The following is a 22,412-nucleotide window of genomic DNA, read 5'->3' as shown; positions in this document are numbered from 1 at the left end:
CATCACCAGCCAACGCCTCACCAAATAAGTTCAGGAACAGGCTCTAAGAGGGCATCTGATCTTGGTTGGTGGCGGGATGTCCGGTTCGGGGCGCTGTTGGTAGCTTGATCAACGTGTGGGTGGTCGGCGTGCGTATCGCAGTGACTTGTCCGATGCTCGGTGGACGTTGATCGAGCCGACGATGACCGCGTGGCGGGCGGCGCGGCGCGGGCCGGGCGCTGTGACGCGGGTGCATGACCTGCGGGAGATCGTGAACGCCATCCTGTACGTGTGCCGGACTGGGATTCGGTGGGAGTACCTGCCGCACGGCTTCCCGCCCTACAAGACGGTCTACGACTACTACGCCAAGTGGGAAGCTGACGGCACAACTGAGACTCTGCATGACTTGCTCCGTCAGCAGGTTCGCCTGGCGAAGGGGCGAGCGGCGACCCCGACCGCGGCGATCATTGATTCGCAGAGCGTGAAGACCTCCTGCAACGTCAGCGAAACCAGTCAGGGAATCGACGCGGGTAAGAAGATCAAAGGCCGGAAACGGCACATCGCCACCGACGCGCTGGGACTGTTGCTCGTCGCGATTGTGACTGCCGCCTCGGTGCAGGATTCCATTGGGGGACAACAGGTCCTGGATCAGCTCGCCGGCGCACCCGAGTGTCACCACAGCGTGGGTGGACGGCGGCTACAACAACACCGTCATCCGCCACGGAGCCCAGCAAGGAATCCGCGTCGAGGTCGTCAAACGCCCCAACACCAAAGGATTCCACGTCTTGCCCCGACGCTGGATCGTCGAGCGAACCCTGGGCTGGCTGATGCAGAACCGCCGCCTCGTCCGTGACAACGAAGCCCTGCCGCAGCGCTCACGCGCGATGATCCTCTGGGCCATGGCTGACAAAATGAGCCGCGAACTGACTGGTGAATCCACCCAAACCTGGCGTACGAGCCACTCAAAACGGACATCGCCACCTAAACCAAGATCAGATGCCCTCTCAGAGTTCGAACGCTCCGCCTTCGACCAGGATCAACAGGCCGATGCCGATCAGGACGATGGGCAGCACGATGTGGCCCCGACGCGCCAGCGCGCGGGCGACCACCGGTCGCGTGGCGAAGAAGCGGCCGAGCGCACACCAGACGGCGACCAGGGCGAGAAAGACCACCACGAACACGACAAGGCCGCGGATCCCTGCGGTGGTGAAGACCGGCACGTAGACGCCGATGTTGTCACCGCCGTTGGCGAAGGTGACCGCCCCGACGGCCAGCACCGTCGGGCCGTCGCCCGTGCCAGGGGACTCGTCGTCAGCGTCGTGACGTTCACGCCAGGTCCGCCACGCCGCACGAAGCCCCAGCAACAACGGCAGCAACCCCAGATAGGGGATCACCGACTCCGGGAGGAGGCCCGCCCCGAGCGCCCCGACGACCGAGGCGGCCAGGATCGCGGCGAACCCCAGATACTGCCCAGCCACCACCCGCGCCGCACCGCCGCGCTGCCCGGCGGCCCGACCGAAGAACACCGCCAGGAGCACGAGGTCGTCGACGTTGGTCACCGCGAACATGCCAACGGCCTGACCGACCAGCCCCAACTCCACCCCGAGTCCTCCCGACACCGCGCTCTCCGGTCGCACACGCGGTGTATGTCGGCGTCGCTCACCGCCCGGAATCCCGTCGGCACGGCGCCATGGCGTGGGCGGCGGGCTTGTCAGCCTCCTGCCATCGAGCCCACCACCAGGAACGGTTCGGAGCCGTCGGCCACCCGGGAGGGGAGCGGGGTGCCGGGAGGGTCGTGGGAGAGGTCCTGCTCGCAGGCGAAGTAGCGGACGAAGGCGCGCCTGCGGCCGGTGGCCAGGTCGCGGATGGTGCCGCGGAGCACGGGGTAACGCTCCTCCAGCGCCGCCAGCACCGTGTCGGTCGTGATCTCCTCGGCGATGTCGAGGCGTACCTCGCCGTCGACGCCGGCGAGGCGGCGCAGGTGGGTGGGGAGCTTCACCCGCACGCTCACAGCGTCTGCACCTCCACCGACAACACCGACGGTAGGTTGCTCACGACGGGCGACCACGAGTCGCCGGAGTCGAGCGAGCAGTAGACCTGGCCGCCGGTCGTTCCGAAGTAGACACCACAGTCGTCCAGGGAGTCGACGGCCATCGCGTCGCGTAGGACGTTGACGTAGCAGTGTTCCTGCGGCAGGCCGGTGGTCAGCGGCTCCCACTCGTCGCCACCGGTGCGCGAGCGGTACACGCGTAGGCGGCCCTCGGGCGGATAGTGCTCGGAGTCGCTGGTGATCGGGACGACGTAGACGGTCTCGGGCTCGTGGGCGTGCACCGCGATCGGAAACCCGAAGTCGCTGGGGAGGTTGCCGCTGATCTCCCGCCAGCTGTCCCCGGCGTCGTCGGACCGCATGACGTCCCAGTGCTTCTGCATGAACAGCGTGTCCGGTCGCGAGGGGTGCATCGCGAGCCGGTGGACGCAGTGGCCGACCTCGGCGTCGGGGTCGGGGATGCCGTCGGACACCAGGCCGCGGTTGGTCGCCGTCCAGGTCTTGGCGCCGTCGTCGGTGCGGAACACCCCGGCGGCGGAGATCGCCACGAACAGCCGTTGCTGGTCGGTCGGGTGCTGCAGGATCGTGTGCAGGCACAACCCGCCGGCGCCCGGCTGCCAGGACGGGCCGGTGCCGTGGGTGCGCAGCCCCGGCAGCTCGTGCCAAGTCGTCCCGCCGTCGGTGGTGCGGAACAGCCCCGCGTCCTCGATGCCCGCGTAGACCACGTCGGGGTCCGACAGCGACGGTTCGAGGTGCCACACCCGCCTGAACTCCCAGGGCACCTGGGTGCCGTCGTAGAACTGGTGCGTGCCGGGGTCGCCGTCGTAGGCGAACTCCTTGCCGATCGGGCGCCAGGATCTCCCGCCGTCGTCCGAGCGCTGGATGAGCTGCCCGAACCAGGCCGTGGACTGCGCGGCGTACAGCCGGTCCGGGTCGGCGGAGGACCCGGCGACGTGGTAGATCTCCCAGCCCCCGAAGTGCGGCCCGGACACCTCCCAGTCCCGACGCGTACCGTCCGAGGTCAGCACGAACGCGCCCTTGCGGGTGCCGACGAGCACACGAACACCGGTCATCACTACCTCCTCCGAAGCCACTTGTTCCGTGGTGTGGGCACAGTGTGGCACCGGGCACCGACAACCGCCGTCGGGCGCGTGGGCCGTCAGCTCCAGCGGCCCGCGAGCAGGCGGCTCACCACGGCGCTGAGCACGCGTACGCCCTGCACCGAGCCGGGATCCATCCCCACCAGCTCCCGGGTTCGCCGGAAGCGGTAGTCGAGGGTCCTCGGGTGGATGCGCAACGCCCCGGCGGTATTCAGCCGGTTCATGTCGTACCGGTAGTAGGTGTCGAGCGTGGTCACCAGGTCCGGGCCCTTCTCGAGCCGTCGGGCGATCCCGCGAAGCCATTCGTCGACCTGCGGCAGCTGCGCGACGCCGAGCTCGACGAAGACGTCGGCCATCGTCCGCAGCCGGCGCGGCACGGTCTCCGCCGGCGCCTCGTAGCTGACCTGGCGTGCCAACGCGAGGGCGTCGGCCAACGCGTGCACGCGTCCGGTGGCCGCGCCGGCCGAGCAGGGCCGCTCGACCATCTCGGCGAGGTCGCGGACGAGGCCGAACGCCCGTTCCTCCGCCGCCGCGGTGTCGTCGCAGGGGAGCAGGGCGACCAGTTCGCCGGGTTCGCGCCAGGTGATCGGCGCGTGGTGGCGCCTCGCCAGGGCGCCGACGATCTCGTCCCGGCTCTGGTCGGTCGGGGTGACAGGGCCCGACACCCGCACGACGGTGACCACGTACCGATCGGCGAGTCGCACGTTGAGCGTCTCCGCGAGACCGGGTATCACGGAGAGGTCCGCGAGCAGGGTGCCCGCGAGGTCCTGGATCCGCCGGACGAAGGGGACCGAGCGCTTCTGCCCGTTGAGAAAACCCTGGTTGTAGGCGTTGTGCCCGGCCAGGCCGTTGGCCGGGAGCCACCCGATCAGGTCCGTGACGTGGTCGACCTCGTTCAGCCCGGCCGCCTCGTGGATCTCGCGCAGGGTCAGGACGTCGTGCAGGTCGAGAACCCGTTGCCGGGAGCTCATCGACACGCCCTGCGCCCCGCGTTCCTCGCCGAAGGCGGTCAGCATGCCGAGGTCCCGCTGGGTGAACGGGGCGCCGTCGGCGGCAAGCTCGATCGTCCGACGCCTGAGCAGCACCGCGAAGTCCACCATCGAGGCGCGGGCCCGCGGGTCCTCCGCCGCCGCGCGGAAGTCGGGGAGCTCGCTGACGTAGACGTCGACGGCACGACGCGCGTTGCTGTGTACGCGGTCCCACAGCAATGTGAAAAGGCCATCCATCCCGTTTTCCTCGCTGCTTTCGCCCATTGACCAGCCCACGACGAGGCTTACTCGTGGGACTGGATTTCGACTGGACGCGTACCGCGCGTACCCGGGAAAGTGACAATCCGATCTCGGCGTGGACCGGCGAGGTTCACCCCCAGTCACGTAGCTGCCGCCGCGTCGCCGCTGTGACGATGACGCCCTCGGTCAAAACGAAATGGCCGGGAACGTGACCGGATTATCCCGAGGAGAGAATTCATGCGTAAGCCGTTCACCGGACCTGACTCCATTGTCGCGATGGCGGTCAGACCGTTGCTCATTCTGGCCGTGGCGCTCGCCGCGTTCCTCATCGCCCCGACCGGGGCGTCCGCCGCGCCGGCCGGGGCGGACTCGACCGTCCTGTCGGGTGTCTCCGACACCGCCACGACGCTGACGACCGTCAGCGGGAAGGCCGACAGCGCCGCCGGCGCCCGGGCCGTCTTCACCTGTCGGTACTCGGCCCTGCCGCCGTTCCAGACCGCGGGCTTCACCTGCACGGTGAGCTCGGGATCGATGCAGGTCATCATGAACTGCGCGGACGGGCGCCGGGTGTTCGGGCCGATCCTGTGGGCCTTCGGCACCTACAACTTCAACCTGAGCTGTGCGCCGGCCCAGTTCGTCACCTTCAACTACCAGAGCCTCTCGTAGCAGACCAGTGCGGAACCGCGGTTCGCCGCCTCCGGTGAACCGCGGTTCCGCCGCGCGGGTCGGTGGTCACCGCTACGCGGTGTCGGTGAGGAATTCGGGTGGTGCCTGGAGGTCGTGGGCACGGAACAGGACGGCGTGCTCGACGTCCATGGCCTTGCCGTTCATCGCGGTGAACATCGGGATGAGGTCGGCGGGGGCGGGGTGGTCGGGGAGCGCGGCCAGGTACGCGGCGTGCGCCTCGAGCGAGGCGATGCCGCGGCGCAGTGGCTCGCCGGTGACGTCGACGCCGTGGGTGGCGCCGGAGCCGGGGAGCCCCGGGACGACGAACCAGCGCGCGGAGTGTGGTTCGAGGCCCTCGTCGTCGATCTGCTCCGGGAAGACCCACCGGTTGCCGGCGTCGCGCACGGCGTCGATCGTGGCGAGGCCGGCCGCGCGGTGGTCGGCCTGGTCGAAGCCGAAAGGCGTCTCGATCTCGTAACCGGTGCCGAGCACGACGTCGGGCCTGAACCGGCGGATCTCCCGACAGATGTCGCGGCGCAGGTCGAGGCCGTAGACGAGCACGCCGTCCGGATGGTCGAGGACGGTCAGGCGCCCGACGCCGACGACGTCGCAGGCGGCTCGCTGCTCGGCCACACGCAGGCGCGCCGTCTCCTCGGGCGGGTTGGGCATACCGGCCTCACCGCGGGTGAGCAGGAGGTAACCGACCTCGATACCGCTCGCGGTCCATCGGGCGATCGCGGCGGAGGTGCCGTACTCCATGTCGTCGGGGTGCGCGACGACACAGAGCACGCGGTGGAAGGACTCCTCGGGGAGAGTGGGCAACACCATGTCGGCATCCTTCCGGGTGTCGGGTCCTGGCGCCGGCTGGGCGTCGGGAGACCTACTGAGCCTGCCGGCGACGTGATGCCGCCGAGCGCGGCGGCGCGGCCCTGATGTGGTCCCGCACCGGCGCCAGCAGGGCGGCGAGCGCCCGTACGTCGGCGGGCGAGAGCGGCTCGAAGAGCAGTCCGCTGACGACCTCGATGTGACCGGGGAGCACCTCGGCGAGCAGTGCGCGCCCGGCGTCGGTGATGGTGACCGTGACGCTCCGCTCGTCGTCGGGGGAGGGGGCGCGCACGACCAGGCCCGCCTTCTCGAGCAGGCCCGCCTGGTAGGTCAGACCGCTGCGGCTGTAGACGACGCCGTCGGCCAGGTCGGTCATGCGGTGGCTGCCGGTGGGGGAGTCGCCGAGCCGGGCCAGCAGCTGGAACTGCACGTAGCTGAGGTTGCCGGCCTCGCGCAGCTGCTGCTCCACCGCGTGGCGAAGCAGGCTGGTCACCTCGATGAGGGTGAAGTAGGCGCCGAGTTGTACGGGGTCGAGCGACGGCGGCGGTGCGTCGGGCATGGCGGAAGCCTACTGCTTCGAATTCGAACGTCGCTGCGTCTCCCTTCGCCGGGCGGGAAACACGTTTGACGCGCCCTGTGGTTCCCCACCATGACCTGCTAGTCGTCATGTCGCGGAGCCGCCCGTCGGGACACCGATCCGGGCGGTTTTTCTTTGCCCAAGGCCCCTGTAGCTCAGTTGGACAGAGCGCCGCGCTACGAACGCGGAGGCGCCAGGTTCGAGTCCTGGCAGGGGCACGACGATCCCGCAAGTCCCTGTGGTTTAACGGATACGACTCCGGCGTCCGAAGCCGGCAATGCAGGTTCGACTCCTGCTGGGGGCACGTCACCTCACGTCCTCCACTGCGGCCGATGCCGGAGTGGACGAGGCCCGGCGGCGGGTAGGTGACCTGCCGTACGGCCGGCGGCGCGGCGTGGCAGGGTGACGTATGGCCAGCACGCCGGCGGCACGGTCGCTCACCGAGTTCGAGACCCAGCGCGGTCGCTTGTTCGGCCTGGCCTACCGGCTGCTCGGCTCCGCGGCGGAGGCCGAGGACGCCGTGCAGGACACATACCTGCGCTGGTCGAACGCCGCCGAGATCGAGAACCCGCCGGCGTGGTTGGCGAAGGTGATCACGAACCTGTGCCTGAACCGGCTCACGTCGGCGCGGGTGCGGCGCGAGCGCTACGTGGGCCCGTGGCTGCCCGAACCCGTACTCACCGAGAACGGCGCACTGGGTCCACTGGAGACAGTGGAACAGCGTGACTCGGTATCGTTGGCCATGTTGGTGCTCCTGGAACGGCTGACCCCATCCGAACGAGCGGTGTTCGTACTGCGGGAGGCGTTCGGCTACGGGTACCGGGAGATAGCCGAGACAGTGGACCTGACCGAGCCGAACTGCCGCCAGCTGTACCGGCGAGCCAGCCAGCGGCTGACCGAACCCCGCGCCCGCTTCCACGCCACCCCGCAACGCCGCGCCGACCTCGCGGAACGCTTCCTGACGGCCGCTCAGGGCGGCGACCTGGAGGCACTGGAGACCCTCCTGGCGCAGGACGTGGTCTCCTGGGCGGACGGTGGCGGCGAGGTGAGCACCGCCCGCCGTCCGATCGAGGGACGGGCGAGGGTCGCCCGCTACCTGGCGGGCGGCTTCCGCATGGTCCCTGGCACGCTGACGTTCAGGTTCGCCGAGGTCAACGGCGGCCCGGCGGTCCTGGCGGCAGCCGAGGGCACGGTCCTGGGGGTGATGGCCCTGACGATCGAGGACGACCGGATCTCGGCCCTCCACATCATGGGCAACCCGGCGAAGCTGGCCTACCTCTCGGAACAGCTGTCACGAATGACCGGCCTGCCCGGTTCCTGACCCATGCGCATCCTGGTGACCGGAGGAACCGGAAGGCTGGGCCGGGCGGTCGTGCCCGCGTTGGCCGGCGAGGACGTCCAGATCATGAGCCGCCGCGGGCACGTCGTGGCGGACCTGTCCACGGGGGAGGGCGTGGCGGCGGCGGTGGCCGGCGTGGACGTCGTCGTGCATCTGGCGACGGGCAACACGGGCCGCCGGGACGTGGCCGCGGCCTGCCGGCTGGTGACCGCGGCGAGACGGGCCGGCGTTGCCCACCTGGTGTACGTGTCGATCGTCGGCGTGGACCGGGTGCCGAACTCGTACTACCGGGGCAAGCTCGCGGTGGAGCGGCTGCTGGCGGAGTCGGGCCTGCCGCACACGATCCTGCGGACCACCCAGTTCCACGACCTGGTGCGGGCGTATCTGGCGGCAGTGTCAAGGCTGCCGGTGGTCCCGGTCCCCGACCTCCGCGTCCAGCCGATCGACGTCCGCGACGTGGCGACCCACCTGGCGCCGCTGGTGACCGGGCCGCCGCGCGGCCGGGTGGAGGACCTCGGCGGCCCGGAGGTGCTGTCGTTCGAGACGCTGGCGAGAACGTACGGCGGGAAGGGCGTGGTGCGCTACCGGCTCCCGGGCAGGACGTTCCGTGCCTACCGGGACGGCGGCCACCTGACCGGGACCCCCGGCGGCGAGATCACGTTCGCCCAGTACGTGGATGAGCGCCGATGAGGGCCGGGCTGGTCTTCCTGGCGGTGGCGCAGGGCCTCGCCGGCCTCGTGCAGCTGTTCGCGCCGAGGTGGTTCTACGACGACTTCCCGACCGCGGCCACCCCGTGGGTGTCCCTGCTGCCGCCCTACAACGAGCACCTGATGCGCGATGTCGGCGCGCTGACCCTGGCGTACGTGTCGGTGCTGGTGGTGGCGGCCGTGACCCTGGAACGCCGGCTGGTGCGCACGGCCCTGGCGGCGAACCTGGTCTTCACCGTGCCGCATTTCGTCTTCCACGCGACACACCTCGACCACTTCCCGGTGGGCTCCGCCATCGGCCAGACCCTCGCCCTGGGCGTGACGGTGGCGCTCCCGCTCGCCCTGCTGGCCCGCACCCTGCGTCGGCCCCGGTCCAGCTGATCAGTCAGACATCGTGTTCGAACAGCCGCAAGGGCGACTGCATGGCCGGAATACTCGCCTGCACATTCTGTCAAATGCACTGAAATGTTATGAAAAGCCTCACAGAAATTGCTGTGAAAAAGCGCGCGATCGGAGCCTGAAGCGGCCATGATGTCCCCGAACTGTTCGGGTGAAAGGAACCGCATGACTCCGATGAGATCGTTACGCCGCATGACCGCAGCCGTCCTGGCGGGACTCGCGCTCGCCACGACCGCCACGGTCGCCTCCGCCGGGACGGCCTCGGCTTCGGCCTCCGCGGCGGCGACGCTGTGCAACGTCAACCAGAACACCTGGGTCCGGATACTGCCCGGCTTCTCGGGCGTCATCGGCACCATTCCGGCGGGCGGCGGGTTCCGCATCGACGGGGCGACCCCGGCCTACGCCGACGGGCTCTGGTGGTGGTACGGGCACGGCAGCGACTGGGTGCGGTCGGGCTGGGTGCCGGACCAGAACCTCACCAACTGCCACTGACCACCAGGTCTCGCCCGGGCGGCGCCTGAGGGCTACCGGGCCTGCCGAAGCCGCGCGAGCTGCCTCCGTCCCGTCCCGTTGCGGAGGATCGCCGGATGGAGCAGGGTGGCCGACCCGCGGCGGTACAACGCGGCGGGCCGGCCACCGTCGCGGGTCGTGTACTTCCCCGTCGGCACCAGGAAGTCCTCGATGCTCGTCACCTTGCGATGGAAGTTGCGGGGGTCGATCGGCTGGCCCCATACGATCTCGTAGACCCGGCGCAGCTCGCTCACGCTGAACTCCGGTGAGCAGAACGCGGTTGCCAGCGTCGTGTACTCGAGCTTGCTTCGCGCGCGCTCGACGGCGTCTTTGATGATCTTCGCGTGGTCGAAGGCGACCCCGGCCCTGCGGCGCAGGACGCGCTGGACGGGTACCCACTCGGCGGACCGCGCGTCGCCACCGGCCACCGGCAGGGGCAGATCCGGCATCAGCGCGAGGTAGCACACCGTCACCACCCGGCCCCGCGGATCACGGTCCGGCGCACCGTAGGCACCCAGCTGTTCCAGGTGCAGGCCCTTCGCGGCGAGCCCGGTCTCCTCGGTCAGCTCCCGCGCGGCCGCGGCGTCGAGGTCCTCCTCGGGCGAGGCCAGGAACCCCCCTGGCAGGGCGAGCGAACCGAGGTACGGTTCGATCCCCCGACGCACGAGCAAGATCTCCAACCGTCCCGACCGGACAGTGAGTATCGCGAGGTCGACGGCAACCGCCACCAGAGGAATCTCCCAAGGCTGGTCCACAGGCATGTTCGCGAGTCTAACGGTTTTCGTCAGCTTGACGACAACGCGGCAGCTCTAAGCGTCATATTGACGGTAAGGGGGACTCGGCCTATTCTCGTGCTTTCCCTGCCGGAGCGACGGACAGGTCGGGGGCAGACTGATGATCGTGCTTCTCACCGCACTGCAACGGGAGTACCAGGCGGTTCGTCGGCGGGTGACCGAGGAGAAGGTGCACCGCCACCCCGCCGGGACGCTGTTCACCGTGGGCACCCTCGCCGGACGGCCGATCGCCCTGGCCGTCCTCGGCGAGGGCAACACGTCGGCGGCCGCGCTCACCGAACGGGCGATCACCGAGTTCCGCCCGGCCGCGGTGCTGTTCGTCGGGATCGCCGGAGCACTGCGGGACTGGCTCCAGCTCGGCGATGTCGTTGTCGCGACGCGGGTCTACGGCTACCACGGCGGGACCAGCGAGGACCATGGGTTCCGCGCCCGCCCGCGAGCCTGGGACGCCGCGCACCACCTCGAACAGGTGGCACGGCACGTCGAGGGCGACGGTGGCTGGTGGCCGGAGGCGGAGCCCCGGTCGCGCCGACCGGATGTCGTCTTCGCTCCGGTCGCGGCCGGAGAGGTCGTCCTCGACTCGACGAGCTCCGCGGCCGCCGTCCAGCTCCGGGAGCACTACGCCGACGCCGTCGCGATCGAGATGGAAAGCGCCGGTGCGGCGAAGGCGAGCCAGCTCCACCGGGCCACTCCCATGATCACAATTCGGAGCATCAGCGACCACGCGCGCGGCGACAAGTGGGTCACCGACCGGACCGGGGCACCGCAGGTGGCCGCGGACAACGCCGCGGCGTTCGCGGCTGCCGTGGTCGCCCGGCTCGACCCCGAGGCGGACGCGGACAGCGCCGAGCGGCGCCCGCCGAAGGGCCACACGGTCACCAACACCGCATCAGGGCACGCGAACGTCGTCGCCCAGATCGGGGTCGTACACGGGCCGGTCCAGTTCGGCACGGCGGACCGACGGGAGGGCAGGTCATGACCGAGGACCGGTCGGCCACCGAGCCGGGAGTCGAGAACACCGCACGCGACAACGCGAAGGTGGACAACCAGATCGGCGTCGTCGAAGGAGACGCGGTCTTCCACAAGCACGAGACGATCTACCAGGTCGCCGGCGACGACTCGGCCGAGCGGAAGTACCGGGTCGCGCTCAACCACCTCGACGGCGGAATTCCGCGGGTGGCGGAGGAGCTGATCGGCCAGGCACTGGACGCCGGCTTCGAGACCACCGAGGTCGCCTACTACTACGCGCTGTCCGTGCTCAGCCATCGGCCGGTCAACCAGCTGGGGCCGCCGGAGCTGGACAAGCTCGAACGCGCGGTGCTCACCGCGCAGCGTTTCGACCCCGACGAGTGGACCGATGCCCTCGATGTCGTCAAGGACCAGGCTCGGCGCGCGCTGGCGCTCGCCGAGGAGACCGGCACGCGGTCGGGGGACCCGGACGCCCTGGTCGACATCCAGGCGGTCCCGTGGGCGCGCCAGGAAGAGATCTTCCGCCACCTGGACATGCTTCGCGACGGCATCACCCAGGACCAGATCGACCGGTTGAACGCCCAGAACGTCGCGGCCGGCCGGCTGAAGGACAACCGGACCGAACGGGCGTGGAAGTACTTCCATTCCGACCCGACGAGACCGCAGCCCGCCTCACCGATCCCCCTCGAACACGGTCGCGTGCGGTCGGTCGCCCGGATACGGGCGGTGCTCGGAGCCGCGGGCGCCGTCCTCGCCCTCGGGGCGAGCGTGGCCACCGCCGACGGCGTCGGGTTCCTCGTGCTGCCCGTGGTTCTGGTCCTGCTCGGCGCGACGATGGCGGTCCTGTTCGCGTCGGTCGTGTACACGCCGGGCATCCGGCGCCGGATGAAGGCGGACCACGACGACCTTCCCAAGCCGCTGAACCGCTACGACAGGTCCTACAAGGCCCTGCCCGAACCGTACAAGCGGGCGAACGAGATCCGCCGGCGGATCGGCTACTACTTCTCCAGCGGCTACATCTCCCTGCGGTACTTCTCACCCGACCGGCCGGCCACCCTGAACACCGAGAAGTGGCGCGCGGACACCGCGGAGACCCAGGCAGCGCTCTACGCCCGGCTGGTCCGGCTGTACGCCTACCGCGCGGTGCCGCCGCCGACCCTGAACTGGCTCATCCGGTGGCATGCCAGGCAGACCTTCGAACGGTGGCGAGCGGACACGCTGGTCGACCCCGGCACGACACTGCGGCCGGAGAAGTCGGCGGTTCTCGGCCTCGCCTGCGGCTGGGCGGTGGCAGGCATCGGCGCGATCGTCCTGGTCGACGCGGCGAGGCGGGTGGCACCAGCGCCGACCGCGCTGTCGATCGTGGCGCTCGTCGCGGGCTGCGTCGCCTGCGTCAACCTCGCCACCGCCCTCGCGCACCGTCGGGCGATGGCGCGGGAACACGTCGAGCTCGACCAGCTCTTCGCCGACGAGCTGCGGGAGTACGAGCGCTGGCGGGAGCGGCTGTGCGACCGGCCGACCGACATCGAGATGGCCACCTGGCTGGAGAACGACAAGAACTACCTGAAGTCGCGAGCGATCACCCAGTGCCGCCTCAACAACCGCGACGTGATCGCACACATCGTGCTCACCGAGGGCAAACGGCGCGCCAAGCGAGCCAGGGTGGCCAACGGGCCGTTCCGCTACGCGGAGTACGTGGTCCTGGTCTTCCTCCTCACCGAGAACGGCGTTCGCGAGGTGGAGTTCGACCTCGACTTCGAGACCGGGACGATCTACCACGAACGGCGCACCTCGTTCGGCTACGACGCGCTCGCCTCGGTCAACGTGATCGAGTTCGGCTACACCTCCGACAAGGAGGGGCAGGAGCACATCGTGTACCGGGGATCGGAGGTACTCCGCACCGACCGGAGGTCCCTGGTGCTGCGCCGCCTGCTTCGGCTGTCCCTGGTGCACCAGCAGGACATCGAGATCGTGGTGAACAACGTCGACGGCGAACTCGGCGAGTCGGCCGACGAGGACCAGTCGTACCTGGACAAGGTGGAACTCGACGCGTCCGGTGTCATGGTCGCCCTGCACATCCTCGAGGCCATCGCGGCCGAAGGTCGGAAGTGGGTCGCCTGGGAACGGGACCTGCGCGAACGGCGGTGGCGGGACTGGCAGCGCAGCCGCATGAGCCGGGAGGCGCTCCCGCCGGCCGCCGAGCACCTCCGGATCGAGGCGTCGAAACGGTCCTGAGGACGGTGTCGACCCGGTCCACACAGCACTGTCATGCTGGCAGCGCCGCGGTGAGATCCACTTCGACGAGTTGGCCGGGGAACCCGAGTTGTGCGACCCCGAGCAAGGTACTCGCGGTGGTGAACGCGGCCCCGACAGGTGAGTGGGTCAGCCGGTCCCACGCGGCGGAAAGCACCGACCTGTCGGCACTGACCACGTACACCACCGTGCGGACAACGTGGCTCGGCTGCGCGCCAACCGCGGCGAGCGCGATCACAGCGTTCTTCGCGATCTGGTCGATCTGGACGTTCAGGTCACCCTCGCCGATCAGCGCACCTGACGCGTCGATCGGGCACTGGCCAGCTAGAAAGGCGGTTCGCCCGGCCTCCACGACGGTGACGTGGTGGTAACCCGGTGGCTTGTGCAGTTGATCAGGATTGATGCGGGTGATCTTCGCGGTCATCTGGTTCACCGCCCCGCAGGAGTGCGCGCCGATGGTGAACGCTCCACTGTCCAGTGTGAATCGCGGCCCAGCAGGGCCAGGGTGCGCGCCCAGGCGGTGGACTCGTCCGCGATCGGCAGGATGGGGCCGAACGCAGGGGCGCGGGCGGGTCCCGCGGGCACCAGTTCGGCCTGGGTTTGTGCGGCGGCGAGCAGGTCGTCGTCGTAGTCGACACCCGTGTCGAGGCTGACGGCCACGTCCCAGCCGTGGACCAGCGTGTCGAGCAGGTGGAAGCCGATCACGCTGGGGAGTGGGAAACGGCGGCCGCCGAGCTCCGCCAGGAGCACCTGCCGGACGGGGTCGGCGGCGGCGAACGCCGCGACCACCGCGGCGGCGCCGGCCTCGTGGGCTTCGATGGTGGGTGTGCGGGGGGCGAACGCCTCGGCTGACACGTCAGCCAGCACGGCGGCGGCGAAACCATGGTCCTGGCCGATCATGTGCGACAACAACGTCCGCAGGTCCCAGCCGGCGCACGGGGTCGGGCGGTCCAGGTCGGCGGGTCGGACTCGCGCGACGATCGGTCGGACGGCGTCGAGTGCGCGACGATGGAGGTCAATGATATGCATGGGCAGACTATCTACTGTAGAAGATGATTAGTCAACGTGTATGGTCGTAACCATGACGGGACAGCGCCACGACCTCGGAGCGTCGTTCGCCCGCCTGACCAGGATGATGATCGACGCCGAAACACCGATCCTGCGCGCGCACGAGATCGAGATGTGGGACTACACCGTGCTCAGCGCCCTCGAGTCCGCTGCCGCACCGACCCAGGCCGAACTGGCGGCTGCGGTGCACCGGGACAAGACACGGCTCATCCCGATCCTGGACCGGCTGGAGTCCCGGCGGTTGCTCAGCCGCACCCCAGATCCCACCGACAGGCGCAACCGGGTAGTCGCGTTGACCGACGAGGGCCGCGCGGTGCTCGCCTCCTGCCGCGTCGACATCCGTGCGATGGAGGCCGAGTTCCTCGCCTCGGTACCCCCGGCGAAGCGCCGCACCTTCATCGAGGTCCTGAACCAGCTCGCGGACCTGACCGCACCCGGTCGATCCCAGTCCGACGACAGGGAGTGAGCCACCGCGAGACACGCGTTCTCACCCCGGCTCCGGCGGCTGCGGACGACGCGTGGTCTACTACGTCCCGCATTACTACGACACGTCGTAGAGACGGTAGGGGGAGTGGTGAGCGCGGCAGGCGAGACGGCCGTGGAGGTCGCGGACCTGGTCGTGCGGTACGGCTCGCGGACCGCGGTCGGCGGGGTGTCGTTCGAGGTGCCGTTCGGTGGTGTGCTCGCGCTGCTCGGGCCCAACGGCGCGGGCAAGACCTCCACGGTCGAGGTGTGCGAGGGGTATCGGCCGCCCTCGCGTGGACGGGTCCGGGTCCTTGGCCGGGACCCGTGGTTCGACCACGAGCTGGTGGTCCCGCACCTGGGCGTGATGCTGCAGTCCGGTGGCGCCCACCCCCTGGCGCGGCCGGGGGAGATGATGTCGCTGCTGGCGTCGTTCGCGGCCGAGCCGCTCGACGTCGGTGAGCTCGCTGAGCGGCTCGGGCTGGTTCCGTTCCTGCGCACCGAGTACCGCAGGCTGTCCGGCGGCGAGAAGCAGCGGCTGCACCTGGCGATGGCGCTCGTCGGACGCCCGGCGGTGGTGTTCCTCGACGAGCCGACCGCCGGGATGGACGTCGCGGCGCGGCACACCACCTGGGAGCTCGTGGAGCAGCTGCGCGACAGCGGGGTCGCGGTGCTGCTCACCACCCATCTCCTCGACGAGGCCGAACGGTTGGCCGACCAGGTCGTGATCATGCGGGACGGCCAGGTCGCCGTCGCCGGCTCACCCGCCGCGCTGACCGCGGCGGCCGGCATCGAGCGGGTGCTCGTCCGTACCCGGGCCGGGCTGCCGGTCGAGGAACTCACCCTGTCGATCGTCGAGCTGGCGCCCGGTGAGTACGAGATCGCCGACCTGGGACCGGACGGGTTGGGTGCGGTACTGGACACCGTGGTCAGGTGGTGCCACCGGCACGACGCGGTGCTCACCGACGTACGGACGGTTCGTCCGAGTCTCGAGGACGTCTTCCTGGCGGTGACCGGTTGTGACACTTGACCTGACTCCCAGCCGGGGCCGCGTCCCGGTGCCCGTGGTGATCCTCCGCCAGACCGCGATGGAGCTGCGGCTCACCCTGCGGCGCGTGGACACCCTGGTGATCATGGTGATCCCGCCGGTCCTCACGCTGCTGGGAGTGGGGCTGACCGAGGTGGTCAGGCTTCCCACGGCCGATCGCCTCGGGTACGTCGTGCCCGGGGCGATCGCGTTGGCCGTGATGGCGACGGCGTTCGTCGGTCTCGCCACGGCCACCGGGTACGAACGCGGGCAGGGGGTGCTCAAACGCCTCGGTGCGACACCGCTGCCCTCGTGGGGACTGCTCCTCGCCAAGATCGGCTCGGTCGTGGTCCTGATCGAGGCTCAGCTGGTGTTGCTCGTCGGCGCCGGGATGCTGTTCGGCTGGCGTCCGCACGCGGGCGGCGTCCTCGGCGCGGTCGGGCTGGTCGCCCTCGCGACGGCGGCCTTCGCCGGTGTCGCGTTCATCATGGCCGGGCGGTTGCGGCCGGAGACGACCGCGGGGGCGACGCAGCTGACCTACCTGCTGATGATCGTGTTCGGCAACGTGGTGTTCCCGCTGCCGGCCGGGGTCGTCCAGGGCACCCAGCTGCTGCCGGTGACCGCGCTCGCGGAAGGGCTGCGGTCGGCGCTCTCGGCAGGAGACGGCGTGCCTGCCGGCTACTGGAGCCTGCTCGGCCTGTGGACGGTGGTCGGTCTGGTGTCGGTGGTGCTCTGGTTCCGCTGGGAGTGACCTCGTGGCGCGTCAGGCAGGTTCGCGACCGAGGCGGTGCTGGCGGTGGAAGTACTCGTAGAGCCCGTCGAAGATGGCCTGGGTGACCGCGAGGGTACGAGCGTCGTCGCCGGTCATGGACAGGCCGCGGAGGATCACGTCGAGGCCGGGGGCCTCCGGGGCGTCGTAGCGTTCGTCGTCGAGGTCGGCCTCGTGGATGATCTCGGCGATGCGCCACAGCGTGGGGTCGGTCAGCTCGTAGCGGCGCAGGATGGTCTCGAAGCTGCAGTCGCCGCGGTGGTGGCCGAGCTCGACCCCGCGCATGTCGAAGGGCGTCGCGTCGGCGGGGAGGTCCGTCGGGTCGTCGAGGAACACGAACTCGGCGTCGGGGTCGATGTCGCGGCGGATGAGCCAGGCGCAGGCGGCGCGGTCGATGTGGATCCCGGCCCGGGTGGCCCATCTCATGATGCCGTGTCCTCTTTCCGGTCGGCGTGGAGGGCGGCGACGGCCTCGGTCGCCGCGCGTCGTTCGGGTGGGGGGAAGTAGTCGCGACGGTTGATGCGGCGCAGCTCGGCCCGCAGCTTGCGCAGCACACGATTCCGTTCGGCGGTCGGCAGGCCGTTCGCCCGGGCGGCCTCGGCGAGGACCGCGCGGTACTCGGCGGCGCGCGCGTCGGCCATGGCGGCGGCAAGCTCGCGTTCCTGGGCGCGGCTGGTCGGCTGGGCGAGCCACACCGTGGCCGCCCCGCCGGCCTCGAGGATCTCGTCGGCGAGCCAGTCGAGGTGCTCGCGGGTGCGGGCGTCGGCGGGGAGCGCGACGAGACCGTCGGAGATCTGGGCGACCCCGAGGCGCTTGAGCTTGCGCCAGATGGTGATGCGCGGCGTCGACGGTTCGCGGGGCAGCCGGTAGGAGAGCAGCACCCACTCGTCCGGCCGCTGCTCGGGGCGTCGCGTGTGCACCCGTTCCACGATGCGGTCAGCCTAGCACCGGGCGACGCAACCGTGGTTACATCATCCCGTGGCGGATCACGAGACGGCTTCTCGGCAGGCGGTGCCCGGTGACGTCATCCCGTTGCGGACGGCGGTGCGGGCCTGGTTCCTGATCTCGTTGCAGACCTTCGGTGGTCCGGCGGGCCAGATCGCGGTCATGCAGCGCACCCTGGTCGACGAGAAGCGGTGGATCGGGCAGCAGCGGTTCCTGCACGCGCTGAACTACTGCATGCTGCTGCCCGGCCCGGAGGCCCAGCAGCTCGCGATCTACGTCGGCTGGCTGCTCAACGGCCGGCGCGGGGGACTGATCGCCGGGACCCTGTTCGTGCTCCCCGGCATGCTCGCCCTGCTGGCGCTCTCGGCGATCTACGTGGCCTTCGGCGACACGACGGCCGTGGCCGCCGTGTTCGCCGGGCTCGCCCCCGCGGTGCTCGCCATCGTCGCCCAGGCCGTGCTGCGGGTCGGCAGGCGTGCCCTGCGCCACCCGGCGCTGGTCGCGCTGGCCTGCCTGTCCTTCGGTGCGCTGGCGCTGTTCGGTGTGCCGTTCCCGGTGGTCGTCGCCGGCGCCGCGGTGGCGGGATGGGCGCTTGGCCGGTACGCCCCGCACACCGTCACCCCCGGCGGCGACGCCAAGGACGACGGTCCCGCCCCACTGATCTCCGACGACGCGCTGCACCACGAGCAGCCCTCCGCGCGCCGCGGCCTGCGGGTGCTCGCGGTCGGGCTCGTGGTCTGGGCCGCCCCCGTCGTCGCGGTGGCGGTGCTCACCGGGATGGGCAGCGTGTTCACCCAGCAGGGGCTGTTCTTCTCCGGCACGGCGCTGGTCACCTTCGGCGGCGCCTACGCCGTGCTCGCCTTCGTCGCCCAGCGCGCCGTGGAGGTCTACGGCTGGCTCTCGGCCGGCGACATGGTCCGCGGGCTCGCGCTCGCCGAGACCACTCCCGGTCCGCTGATCATGGTGGTGCAGTTCGTGGCGTTCCTCGGCGCCTACCACAACCCGGGGGGCCTGGACCCGTGGGTGGCCGGGGTGCTGGCCTCGCTGCTGACGACGTGGGTGACGTTCGTGCCGTGCTTCCTGTTCATCCTGCTCGGCGCGCCCTATGTGGAGCGGCTGCGGCACAACAGGTCTCTCTCCGCCGCGTTGACCGGCATCACCGCCGCGGTGGTGGGCGTGATCGCGAACCTGGCGCTGTACTTCGCCGTGCACACCCTGTTCCGGGAGTCGGCGACACACGAGGCCGGCCCGCTGCGGATCACCCTCCCCGACCTCACGTCCTTCCAGCCCGTCGCGGCCGGGATCACCGTCGTCGCGCTGGTGCTGATCTTCGTTCGCGGGTGGTCGGTTCTCCGCGTCCTCGGGGTCTGCGCGGCCCTCGGCATCCTCGCCGCGCTTGTCGGCCTGCCGGTGCGCTGACCGTCCGGCGGGGGTCCGCACCTCGGACCCCGCGGCTGCTGTGGACGGTAGGGTCGCGGCCATGCCAGAGCTGACCGGGCGCCAGACCGTCCACGCCGCGGACCGGGTGCTGCACGACGTGGGATCGCTGTGGATGCTCCATCCCGACACCGCCGCCCGCGGCGAGGCCTTCGGTTACGGGAAGGGGCGGGCGTTCTACTTCGCCGGTCGGGGCGGGGTGCTCGGCGACGTCGACGCCGGCGTGGTCGTCGCGGCGTTCGGGTGGTGGGACCCGGGACTGGTGCGGAAGATGTGGGGCCGCGGCCTGGCGGTCGCGGGCCCGGCCGAGGGTGCCCGTCGGTACGCGCAGGCGTGCGCGGCGTGGGCCGAGGACCACCTGGCCGGCTTCCCGCACGCGGACCGCCTGTCGGAGCTGGCGGAGCGCGTGGTGGCCGGGGTGGACGAGTCCGCCCTGCCGTTGTTCGCCGGCTGGCGGGCGCAGCCGCGCGTCGAGGGCGGGGTCGGACGGATGCTGCAGCTGGTGCACGTGCTGCGGGAGTGGCGCGGCTCGGTGCACCTGGTCGCCACGACCGCGGCGGGTCTCGCTCCGCTGGAGGCGATCCTCACCAACGAGGGCGCGGACCAGGCGCGGTTCTTCGGCTGGCGCGACGAGCTGCCCGACTGCGGCCACCTCGTGGACCGGCACGCGGAGGCGCAGCGGATCACCGACGAGCTCGCCGCGGCCGGCTACGAGCGCACGCTGACCCCGGCCGAACGCGCCGAGTTCGCCGGACTGGTCGCGCGGCTGGGGGAGCACGCCGGCCTCACGTGAGCCAGCGGGCTCCCACCGTTGGTCGGCCGCGGTCAGGCGCCGGGCACGGCAAGCCGTCCGGCGGCCGGCGCGGAGGTCTTCTCCGCGGTGAGCGCCACGGCGAGCCACGCGATCGCGGCGCCGGCCGCGACGTGGACGGCGCTGGTGACCGGGGAGTCCGGTAGCCGGGCGGCGACCGCCAGCAGCGGCATCGCCAGCGTGTAGGTCACGGCCGGCACCCGCGGATGGACCCCGGCGCGCACCGTCGCGACCCCGAACAGCGCCGCGCCGAGCGCGAACACCAGCGCGCTGCCCAGCAGGGCGACCATCGTCGGCCCGGCGAGCAGGTCATCGACGACCGGTTCGTCCAGGTAGAACAAGGCCATGTTGAGGGTGAACGCCGCGCCGCCGAACAGGCCGAGGCCGACGAGGTTCACCGTGTAGGCCACCGCCCCGAACCGGCACGTCGCGTCACTCTGGCGCAGGTGGAGAGCCGTCAGCAGGGGGAGTGCCAGCGCGGGGGACAGGCCGAGGGCCACGCTCGTCGGCGCGGTCTCGCCGGCGAAGCCCTCGACCAGGCCGGGTACGAGGATGCACAGTCCGGCGAGTACGCCGCACCACGCGGCGAGTCGGGACAACGTTGGGGAGATCATGGGCCGACGCTACGAACGGCGGCCGGGCCGGCGACAGTGTCGGGCGGCCACACCGCGGCGCCGGAGGTCATGTGCCGTCCGGCACGCGACAGCGGCGCCTGCCGCGCCGTAGCCTCGGTCGGTGACCAAGGTCGGGCCCGGGGTGGCGTGGGTGTTCGGCGCGGTACACGCCATCGTGCTGGTGGCCGGCCTGTACTACGCGCTCGTCGGGCTCGGCGACGGGAACCTGCCGCGGCTGGGCGGGTTCGTCGCCGGCATCGCGGCGCTGGTGGTGCTGGACCTCGTCGAGCGGCGGCTGGACCGGATACCGGTCGCATTCCTGCTCGCCCGGCTCGGGCTGTACTTCGCGGTCGCCGCGCTGGACGAGTCGGGGCTGTCGCGGGCGTTGTTCGTGCTGGTGCCGTTCGCCGCGTACCTGAGGTTCGGGCGTGCCGTCGGCCTGGCTCTGGGCGGGCTCTGCCTCGCGCTGCTCGTCGCCGGCTACGCGGTGTGGGTGCCCGGCTGGTACCGGGACGCGACGTACCTGTCCGACCTGCTGATGTTCGGGATGGGGCTGGTCCTCGCGATCGCCATGGCCGACGTCGCGACGCGGGAACGGCGGGCCGCCGCGCGGGTGGCGGAGCTGTCCGTGGCGACCGAACGCAACCGGCTGGCCCGCGATCTCCACGACAGCCTCGGCCACCACCTCACCGCCGTCGCCATCCAGCTGGAGAAGACGGCGGAGTTCCGGACGCGGGACCCGGCGGCCGCGGAGCAGGCGCTGTCCGACGCCCGGGAGTCCGTGCGTCACGCCCTGCGCGACGTCCGGACCTCGGTCGGCGCGCTGCGCACCGGGCCGCCGACCCTGCGCGCCGCGCTCGCCGAGCTGGCCGGGCAGGACGACTCGGTCACGGTGCGCGTCGACGGCGACGAGCCGAACCTCGACCAGGCGAGCGTGACCGCGCTGCACCGCGTCGCGCAGGAGGCGGTCACCAACGCCCGCAGGCACGCCGGGGCGAGCCGCGTGTCGGTGTCGGTGGCCTTCGGCGCGGCGGCCACCCGGTTGGAGGTGAGCGACGACGGCCGTGGCTTCGAACCCGCCGCGGCGAACGGGAGCGGGTTCGGGCTGCTCGGCCTCCGGGAGCGGGCGGCGCTGGTCGGCGGGGAGTGCACGGTCGAGAGCCGTCCGGGTGCGGGGACGCGGGTCACGGTGACCGTGCCGCGGTCGCGATACTCGGCTGGTGAGCGGATCGGCTGAGGCGGTGTCATGGCTGTCGTGCGGGTGCTGGTAGTCGACGACCAGCGGCTGGTGCGCGAGGGCATCGCGTCCCTGCTCGGCATCCGGCCCGGCATCGAGGTGGTCGGCACGGCGGCGGACGGCCGGGAGGCCGTGGAGAAGGCGCTGGCGCTCGCGCCCGACGTGGTGCTGATGGACGTGCGGATGCCGGGGATGGACGGGGTGGACGCGGTCGCCGTGCTGAACAGGCGTGCCCCGGGGTGCCGGGCGGTGATGCTGACGACGTTCGACGACGAGGAGTACGTCGTGCAGGCGTTGCGCGCGGGCGCCGCCGGGTACCTGCTCAAGGACCTGCCCGCCGCCGAGCTGGCCGAGGCGGTGCGGTTGGCCCATGCCGGGGTCACCCAGCTCGACGCCGCGGCGGCGAGACACGTGGCGGCGGCGCTGTCCACCCGTCCGGGCTCCACGCCCGTCGCCATGCTGACCGACCGGGAGACCGAGGTGCTGCGGCTGGTCGCGGCGGGCGCCACCAACCGGGAGATCGCGGCCCGCCTCTACCTCAGCGAGGGGACCGTGAAGAACCACGTCTCCCGCATCCTCGGCCGCCTCGGGCTGCGTGACCGCACCCAGGCCGCCATCTACGCCCGCGACCACGGCGTGCTGTGACCG

General features: G+C 71.0%; 26 protein-coding genes, 2 tRNA genes and 1 pseudogene. 17 read left to right on the top strand and 12 right to left on the bottom strand.

The window, feature by feature from the left end; all coding sequences use genetic code 11:
* Positions 1-115: 115 nt before the first annotated feature.
* Positions 116-941 (top strand): annotated as a pseudogene (locus tag BU204_RS31865) (IS5 family transposase); the annotation flags it as partial.
* A 42-nt stretch (positions 942-983) separates the two neighbouring features.
* On the opposite strand, the gene BU204_RS31860 reads toward BU204_RS31865, so the two are convergent.
* The 4 genes from BU204_RS31860 to BU204_RS31845 all read right to left on the bottom strand — a co-directional run bounded on the left by BU204_RS31860 (position 984) and on the right by BU204_RS31845 (position 4,352).
* Complete coding sequence (locus BU204_RS31860) at positions 984-1,580, bottom strand: cadmium resistance transporter (RefSeq protein ID WP_075129504.1); 597 nt, start codon at positions 1,578-1,580, stop codon at positions 984-986.
* Positions 1,581-1,690: 110 nt separating this feature from the next.
* Positions 1,691-1,990, bottom strand: a complete 300-nt coding sequence (locus BU204_RS31855) for a MoaD/ThiS family protein (protein WP_233160813.1) — start codon at positions 1,988-1,990, stop codon at positions 1,691-1,693.
* Positions 1,987-3,099: a WD40/YVTN/BNR-like repeat-containing protein gene (locus BU204_RS31850; protein ID WP_075129503.1), complete on the bottom strand. Its 1,113-nt coding sequence runs from the start codon at positions 3,097-3,099 to the stop codon at positions 1,987-1,989. Before BU204_RS31850 ends, BU204_RS31855 begins: the two co-directional genes overlap by 4 nt.
* 86 nt (positions 3,100-3,185) lie before the next feature.
* Complete coding sequence (locus tag BU204_RS31845) at positions 3,186-4,352, bottom strand: PucR family transcriptional regulator (RefSeq protein ID WP_075129502.1); 1,167 nt, start codon at positions 4,350-4,352, stop codon at positions 3,186-3,188.
* A 240-nt stretch (positions 4,353-4,592) separates the two neighbouring features.
* On the opposite strand from BU204_RS31845, the gene BU204_RS31840 reads away from it, so the two are divergent.
* Entirely contained in the window at positions 4,593-5,021 is a 429-nt protein-coding gene (locus tag BU204_RS31840; protein ID WP_075129501.1) for a hypothetical protein, read from the top strand.
* A 72-nt stretch (positions 5,022-5,093) separates the two neighbouring features.
* Here the strand turns inward: BU204_RS31840 and BU204_RS31835 are convergent, their stop codons facing one another.
* Together BU204_RS31835 and BU204_RS31830 are read right to left on the bottom strand one after the other, a co-directional pair.
* Complete coding sequence (locus BU204_RS31835; RefSeq protein WP_075129500.1) at positions 5,094-5,849, bottom strand: PIG-L deacetylase family protein; 756 nt, start codon at positions 5,847-5,849, stop codon at positions 5,094-5,096.
* 52 nt (positions 5,850-5,901) lie between these two features.
* On the bottom strand, positions 5,902-6,405 hold the full coding sequence (locus BU204_RS31830) for a MarR family winged helix-turn-helix transcriptional regulator (RefSeq protein WP_075129499.1): 504 nt from the start codon (positions 6,403-6,405) through the stop codon (positions 5,902-5,904).
* 162 nt (positions 6,406-6,567) lie between these two features.
* Here BU204_RS31830 and BU204_RS31825 point away from each other — a divergent pair.
* From BU204_RS31825 to BU204_RS31800, 6 genes are all read left to right on the top strand, one after another.
* A tRNA-Arg gene (locus BU204_RS31825) sits at positions 6,568-6,641 on the top strand.
* A gap of 14 nt (positions 6,642-6,655) precedes the next feature.
* A tRNA-Arg gene (locus BU204_RS31820) sits at positions 6,656-6,727 on the top strand.
* A 105-nt stretch (positions 6,728-6,832) separates the two neighbouring features.
* Entirely contained in the window at positions 6,833-7,744 is a 912-nt protein-coding gene (locus BU204_RS31815) for an RNA polymerase sigma-70 factor (RefSeq protein WP_075129498.1), read from the top strand.
* 3 nt (positions 7,745-7,747) lie between these two features.
* Positions 7,748-8,452 (top strand): SDR family oxidoreductase, encoded by a 705-nt coding sequence (locus tag BU204_RS31810; protein WP_075129497.1) that lies wholly within the window; start codon positions 7,748-7,750, stop codon positions 8,450-8,452.
* Complete coding sequence (locus BU204_RS31805) at positions 8,449-8,850, top strand: hypothetical protein (protein WP_075129496.1); 402 nt, start codon at positions 8,449-8,451, stop codon at positions 8,848-8,850. Before BU204_RS31810 ends, BU204_RS31805 begins: the two co-directional genes overlap by 4 nt.
* Before the next feature lie 210 nt (positions 8,851-9,060).
* Positions 9,061-9,360, top strand: coding sequence for a hypothetical protein (locus BU204_RS31800; protein WP_075129495.1), 300 nt, complete (start codon positions 9,061-9,063; stop codon positions 9,358-9,360).
* A gap of 32 nt (positions 9,361-9,392) precedes the next feature.
* On the opposite strand, the gene BU204_RS31795 is transcribed toward BU204_RS31800, so the two are convergent.
* Positions 9,393-10,139, bottom strand: a complete 747-nt coding sequence (locus BU204_RS31795; RefSeq protein ID WP_075129494.1) for an NUDIX hydrolase — start codon at positions 10,137-10,139, stop codon at positions 9,393-9,395.
* 133 nt (positions 10,140-10,272) lie between these two features.
* On the opposite strand from BU204_RS31795, the gene BU204_RS31790 reads away from it, so the two are divergent.
* Positions 10,273-11,151, top strand: coding sequence for a 5'-methylthioadenosine/S-adenosylhomocysteine nucleosidase family protein (locus BU204_RS31790; RefSeq protein WP_075129493.1), 879 nt, complete (start codon positions 10,273-10,275; stop codon positions 11,149-11,151).
* Complete coding sequence (locus BU204_RS31785) at positions 11,148-13,376, top strand: hypothetical protein (protein ID WP_075129492.1); 2,229 nt, start codon at positions 11,148-11,150, stop codon at positions 13,374-13,376. The genes BU204_RS31790 and BU204_RS31785 overlap by 4 nt, the downstream gene beginning before the upstream one ends.
* Positions 13,377-13,407: 31 nt before the next feature.
* On the opposite strand, the gene BU204_RS31780 is transcribed toward BU204_RS31785, so the two are convergent.
* Both BU204_RS31780 and BU204_RS31775 read right to left on the bottom strand, forming a co-directional pair.
* Entirely contained in the window at positions 13,408-13,818 is a 411-nt protein-coding gene (locus BU204_RS31780; RefSeq protein ID WP_075129509.1) for a RidA family protein, read from the bottom strand.
* A gap of 5 nt (positions 13,819-13,823) precedes the next feature.
* A complete protein-coding gene (locus tag BU204_RS31775) occupies positions 13,824-14,423 on the bottom strand; it encodes a TIGR03086 family metal-binding protein (protein WP_075129491.1) in 600 nt (199 codons plus the stop codon).
* 52 nt (positions 14,424-14,475) lie between these two features.
* Here BU204_RS31775 and BU204_RS31770 point away from each other — a divergent pair, with 52 nt between their 5' ends.
* The 3 genes from BU204_RS31770 (at position 14,476) to BU204_RS31760 (ending at position 16,702) form a co-directional block, all read left to right on the top strand.
* Complete coding sequence (locus BU204_RS31770; RefSeq protein WP_075129490.1) at positions 14,476-14,928, top strand: MarR family winged helix-turn-helix transcriptional regulator; 453 nt, start codon at positions 14,476-14,478, stop codon at positions 14,926-14,928.
* 108 nt (positions 14,929-15,036) lie between these two features.
* Entirely contained in the window at positions 15,037-15,954 is a 918-nt protein-coding gene (locus BU204_RS31765) for an ABC transporter ATP-binding protein (protein WP_075129508.1), read from the top strand.
* Positions 15,944-16,702, top strand: coding sequence for an ABC transporter permease (locus BU204_RS31760; protein ID WP_075129489.1), 759 nt, complete (start codon positions 15,944-15,946; stop codon positions 16,700-16,702). Before BU204_RS31765 ends, BU204_RS31760 begins: the two co-directional genes overlap by 11 nt.
* A gap of 12 nt (positions 16,703-16,714) precedes the next feature.
* Here BU204_RS31760 and BU204_RS31755 read toward each other — a convergent pair whose 3' ends face one another.
* Positions 16,715-17,146: a chromate resistance protein ChrB domain-containing protein gene (locus BU204_RS31755; RefSeq protein WP_075129488.1), complete on the bottom strand. Its 432-nt coding sequence runs from the start codon at positions 17,144-17,146 to the stop codon at positions 16,715-16,717.
* Positions 17,143-17,640 carry a Chromate resistance protein ChrB gene (locus BU204_RS31750; protein WP_233160812.1) on the bottom strand — a complete coding sequence of 166 codons (498 nt, stop codon included), beginning with the start codon at positions 17,638-17,640 and terminating at the stop codon, positions 17,143-17,145. Before BU204_RS31750 ends, BU204_RS31755 begins: the two co-directional genes overlap by 4 nt.
* 58 nt (positions 17,641-17,698) lie before the next feature.
* Here BU204_RS31750 and chrA point away from each other — a divergent pair, with 58 nt between their 5' ends.
* Positions 17,699-19,084: a chromate efflux transporter gene (gene chrA / locus BU204_RS31745; protein ID WP_075129487.1), complete on the top strand. Its 1,386-nt coding sequence runs from the start codon at positions 17,699-17,701 to the stop codon at positions 19,082-19,084.
* Between the two features lie 61 nt (positions 19,085-19,145).
* A complete protein-coding gene (locus BU204_RS31740; RefSeq protein WP_075129486.1) occupies positions 19,146-19,895 on the top strand; it encodes an SCO6745 family protein in 750 nt (249 codons plus the stop codon).
* A gap of 32 nt (positions 19,896-19,927) precedes the next feature.
* Here BU204_RS31740 and BU204_RS31735 read toward each other — a convergent pair whose 3' ends face one another.
* Positions 19,928-20,527 (bottom strand): hypothetical protein, encoded by a 600-nt coding sequence (locus BU204_RS31735; RefSeq protein ID WP_075129485.1) that lies wholly within the window; start codon positions 20,525-20,527, stop codon positions 19,928-19,930.
* 121 nt (positions 20,528-20,648) lie between these two features.
* Between BU204_RS31735 and BU204_RS31730 the strand changes: the two genes are divergently transcribed.
* Entirely contained in the window at positions 20,649-21,764 is a 1,116-nt protein-coding gene (locus BU204_RS31730) for a sensor histidine kinase (RefSeq protein WP_075129484.1), read from the top strand.
* Positions 21,765-21,773: 9 nt separating this feature from the next.
* A complete protein-coding gene (locus BU204_RS31725; protein WP_075129483.1) occupies positions 21,774-22,409 on the top strand; it encodes a response regulator in 636 nt (211 codons plus the stop codon).
* Positions 22,410-22,412: the final 3 nt, after the last annotated feature.

The sequence above is a fragment of the Actinophytocola xanthii genome, from assembly GCF_001921205.1.
Classification (GTDB): Bacteria; Actinomycetota; Actinomycetes; order Mycobacteriales; family Pseudonocardiaceae; genus Actinophytocola; species Actinophytocola xanthii.
The sequence above is the reverse complement of the archived record's forward strand: the minus strand, read 5'-3'. Positions and strand labels throughout refer to the sequence as shown.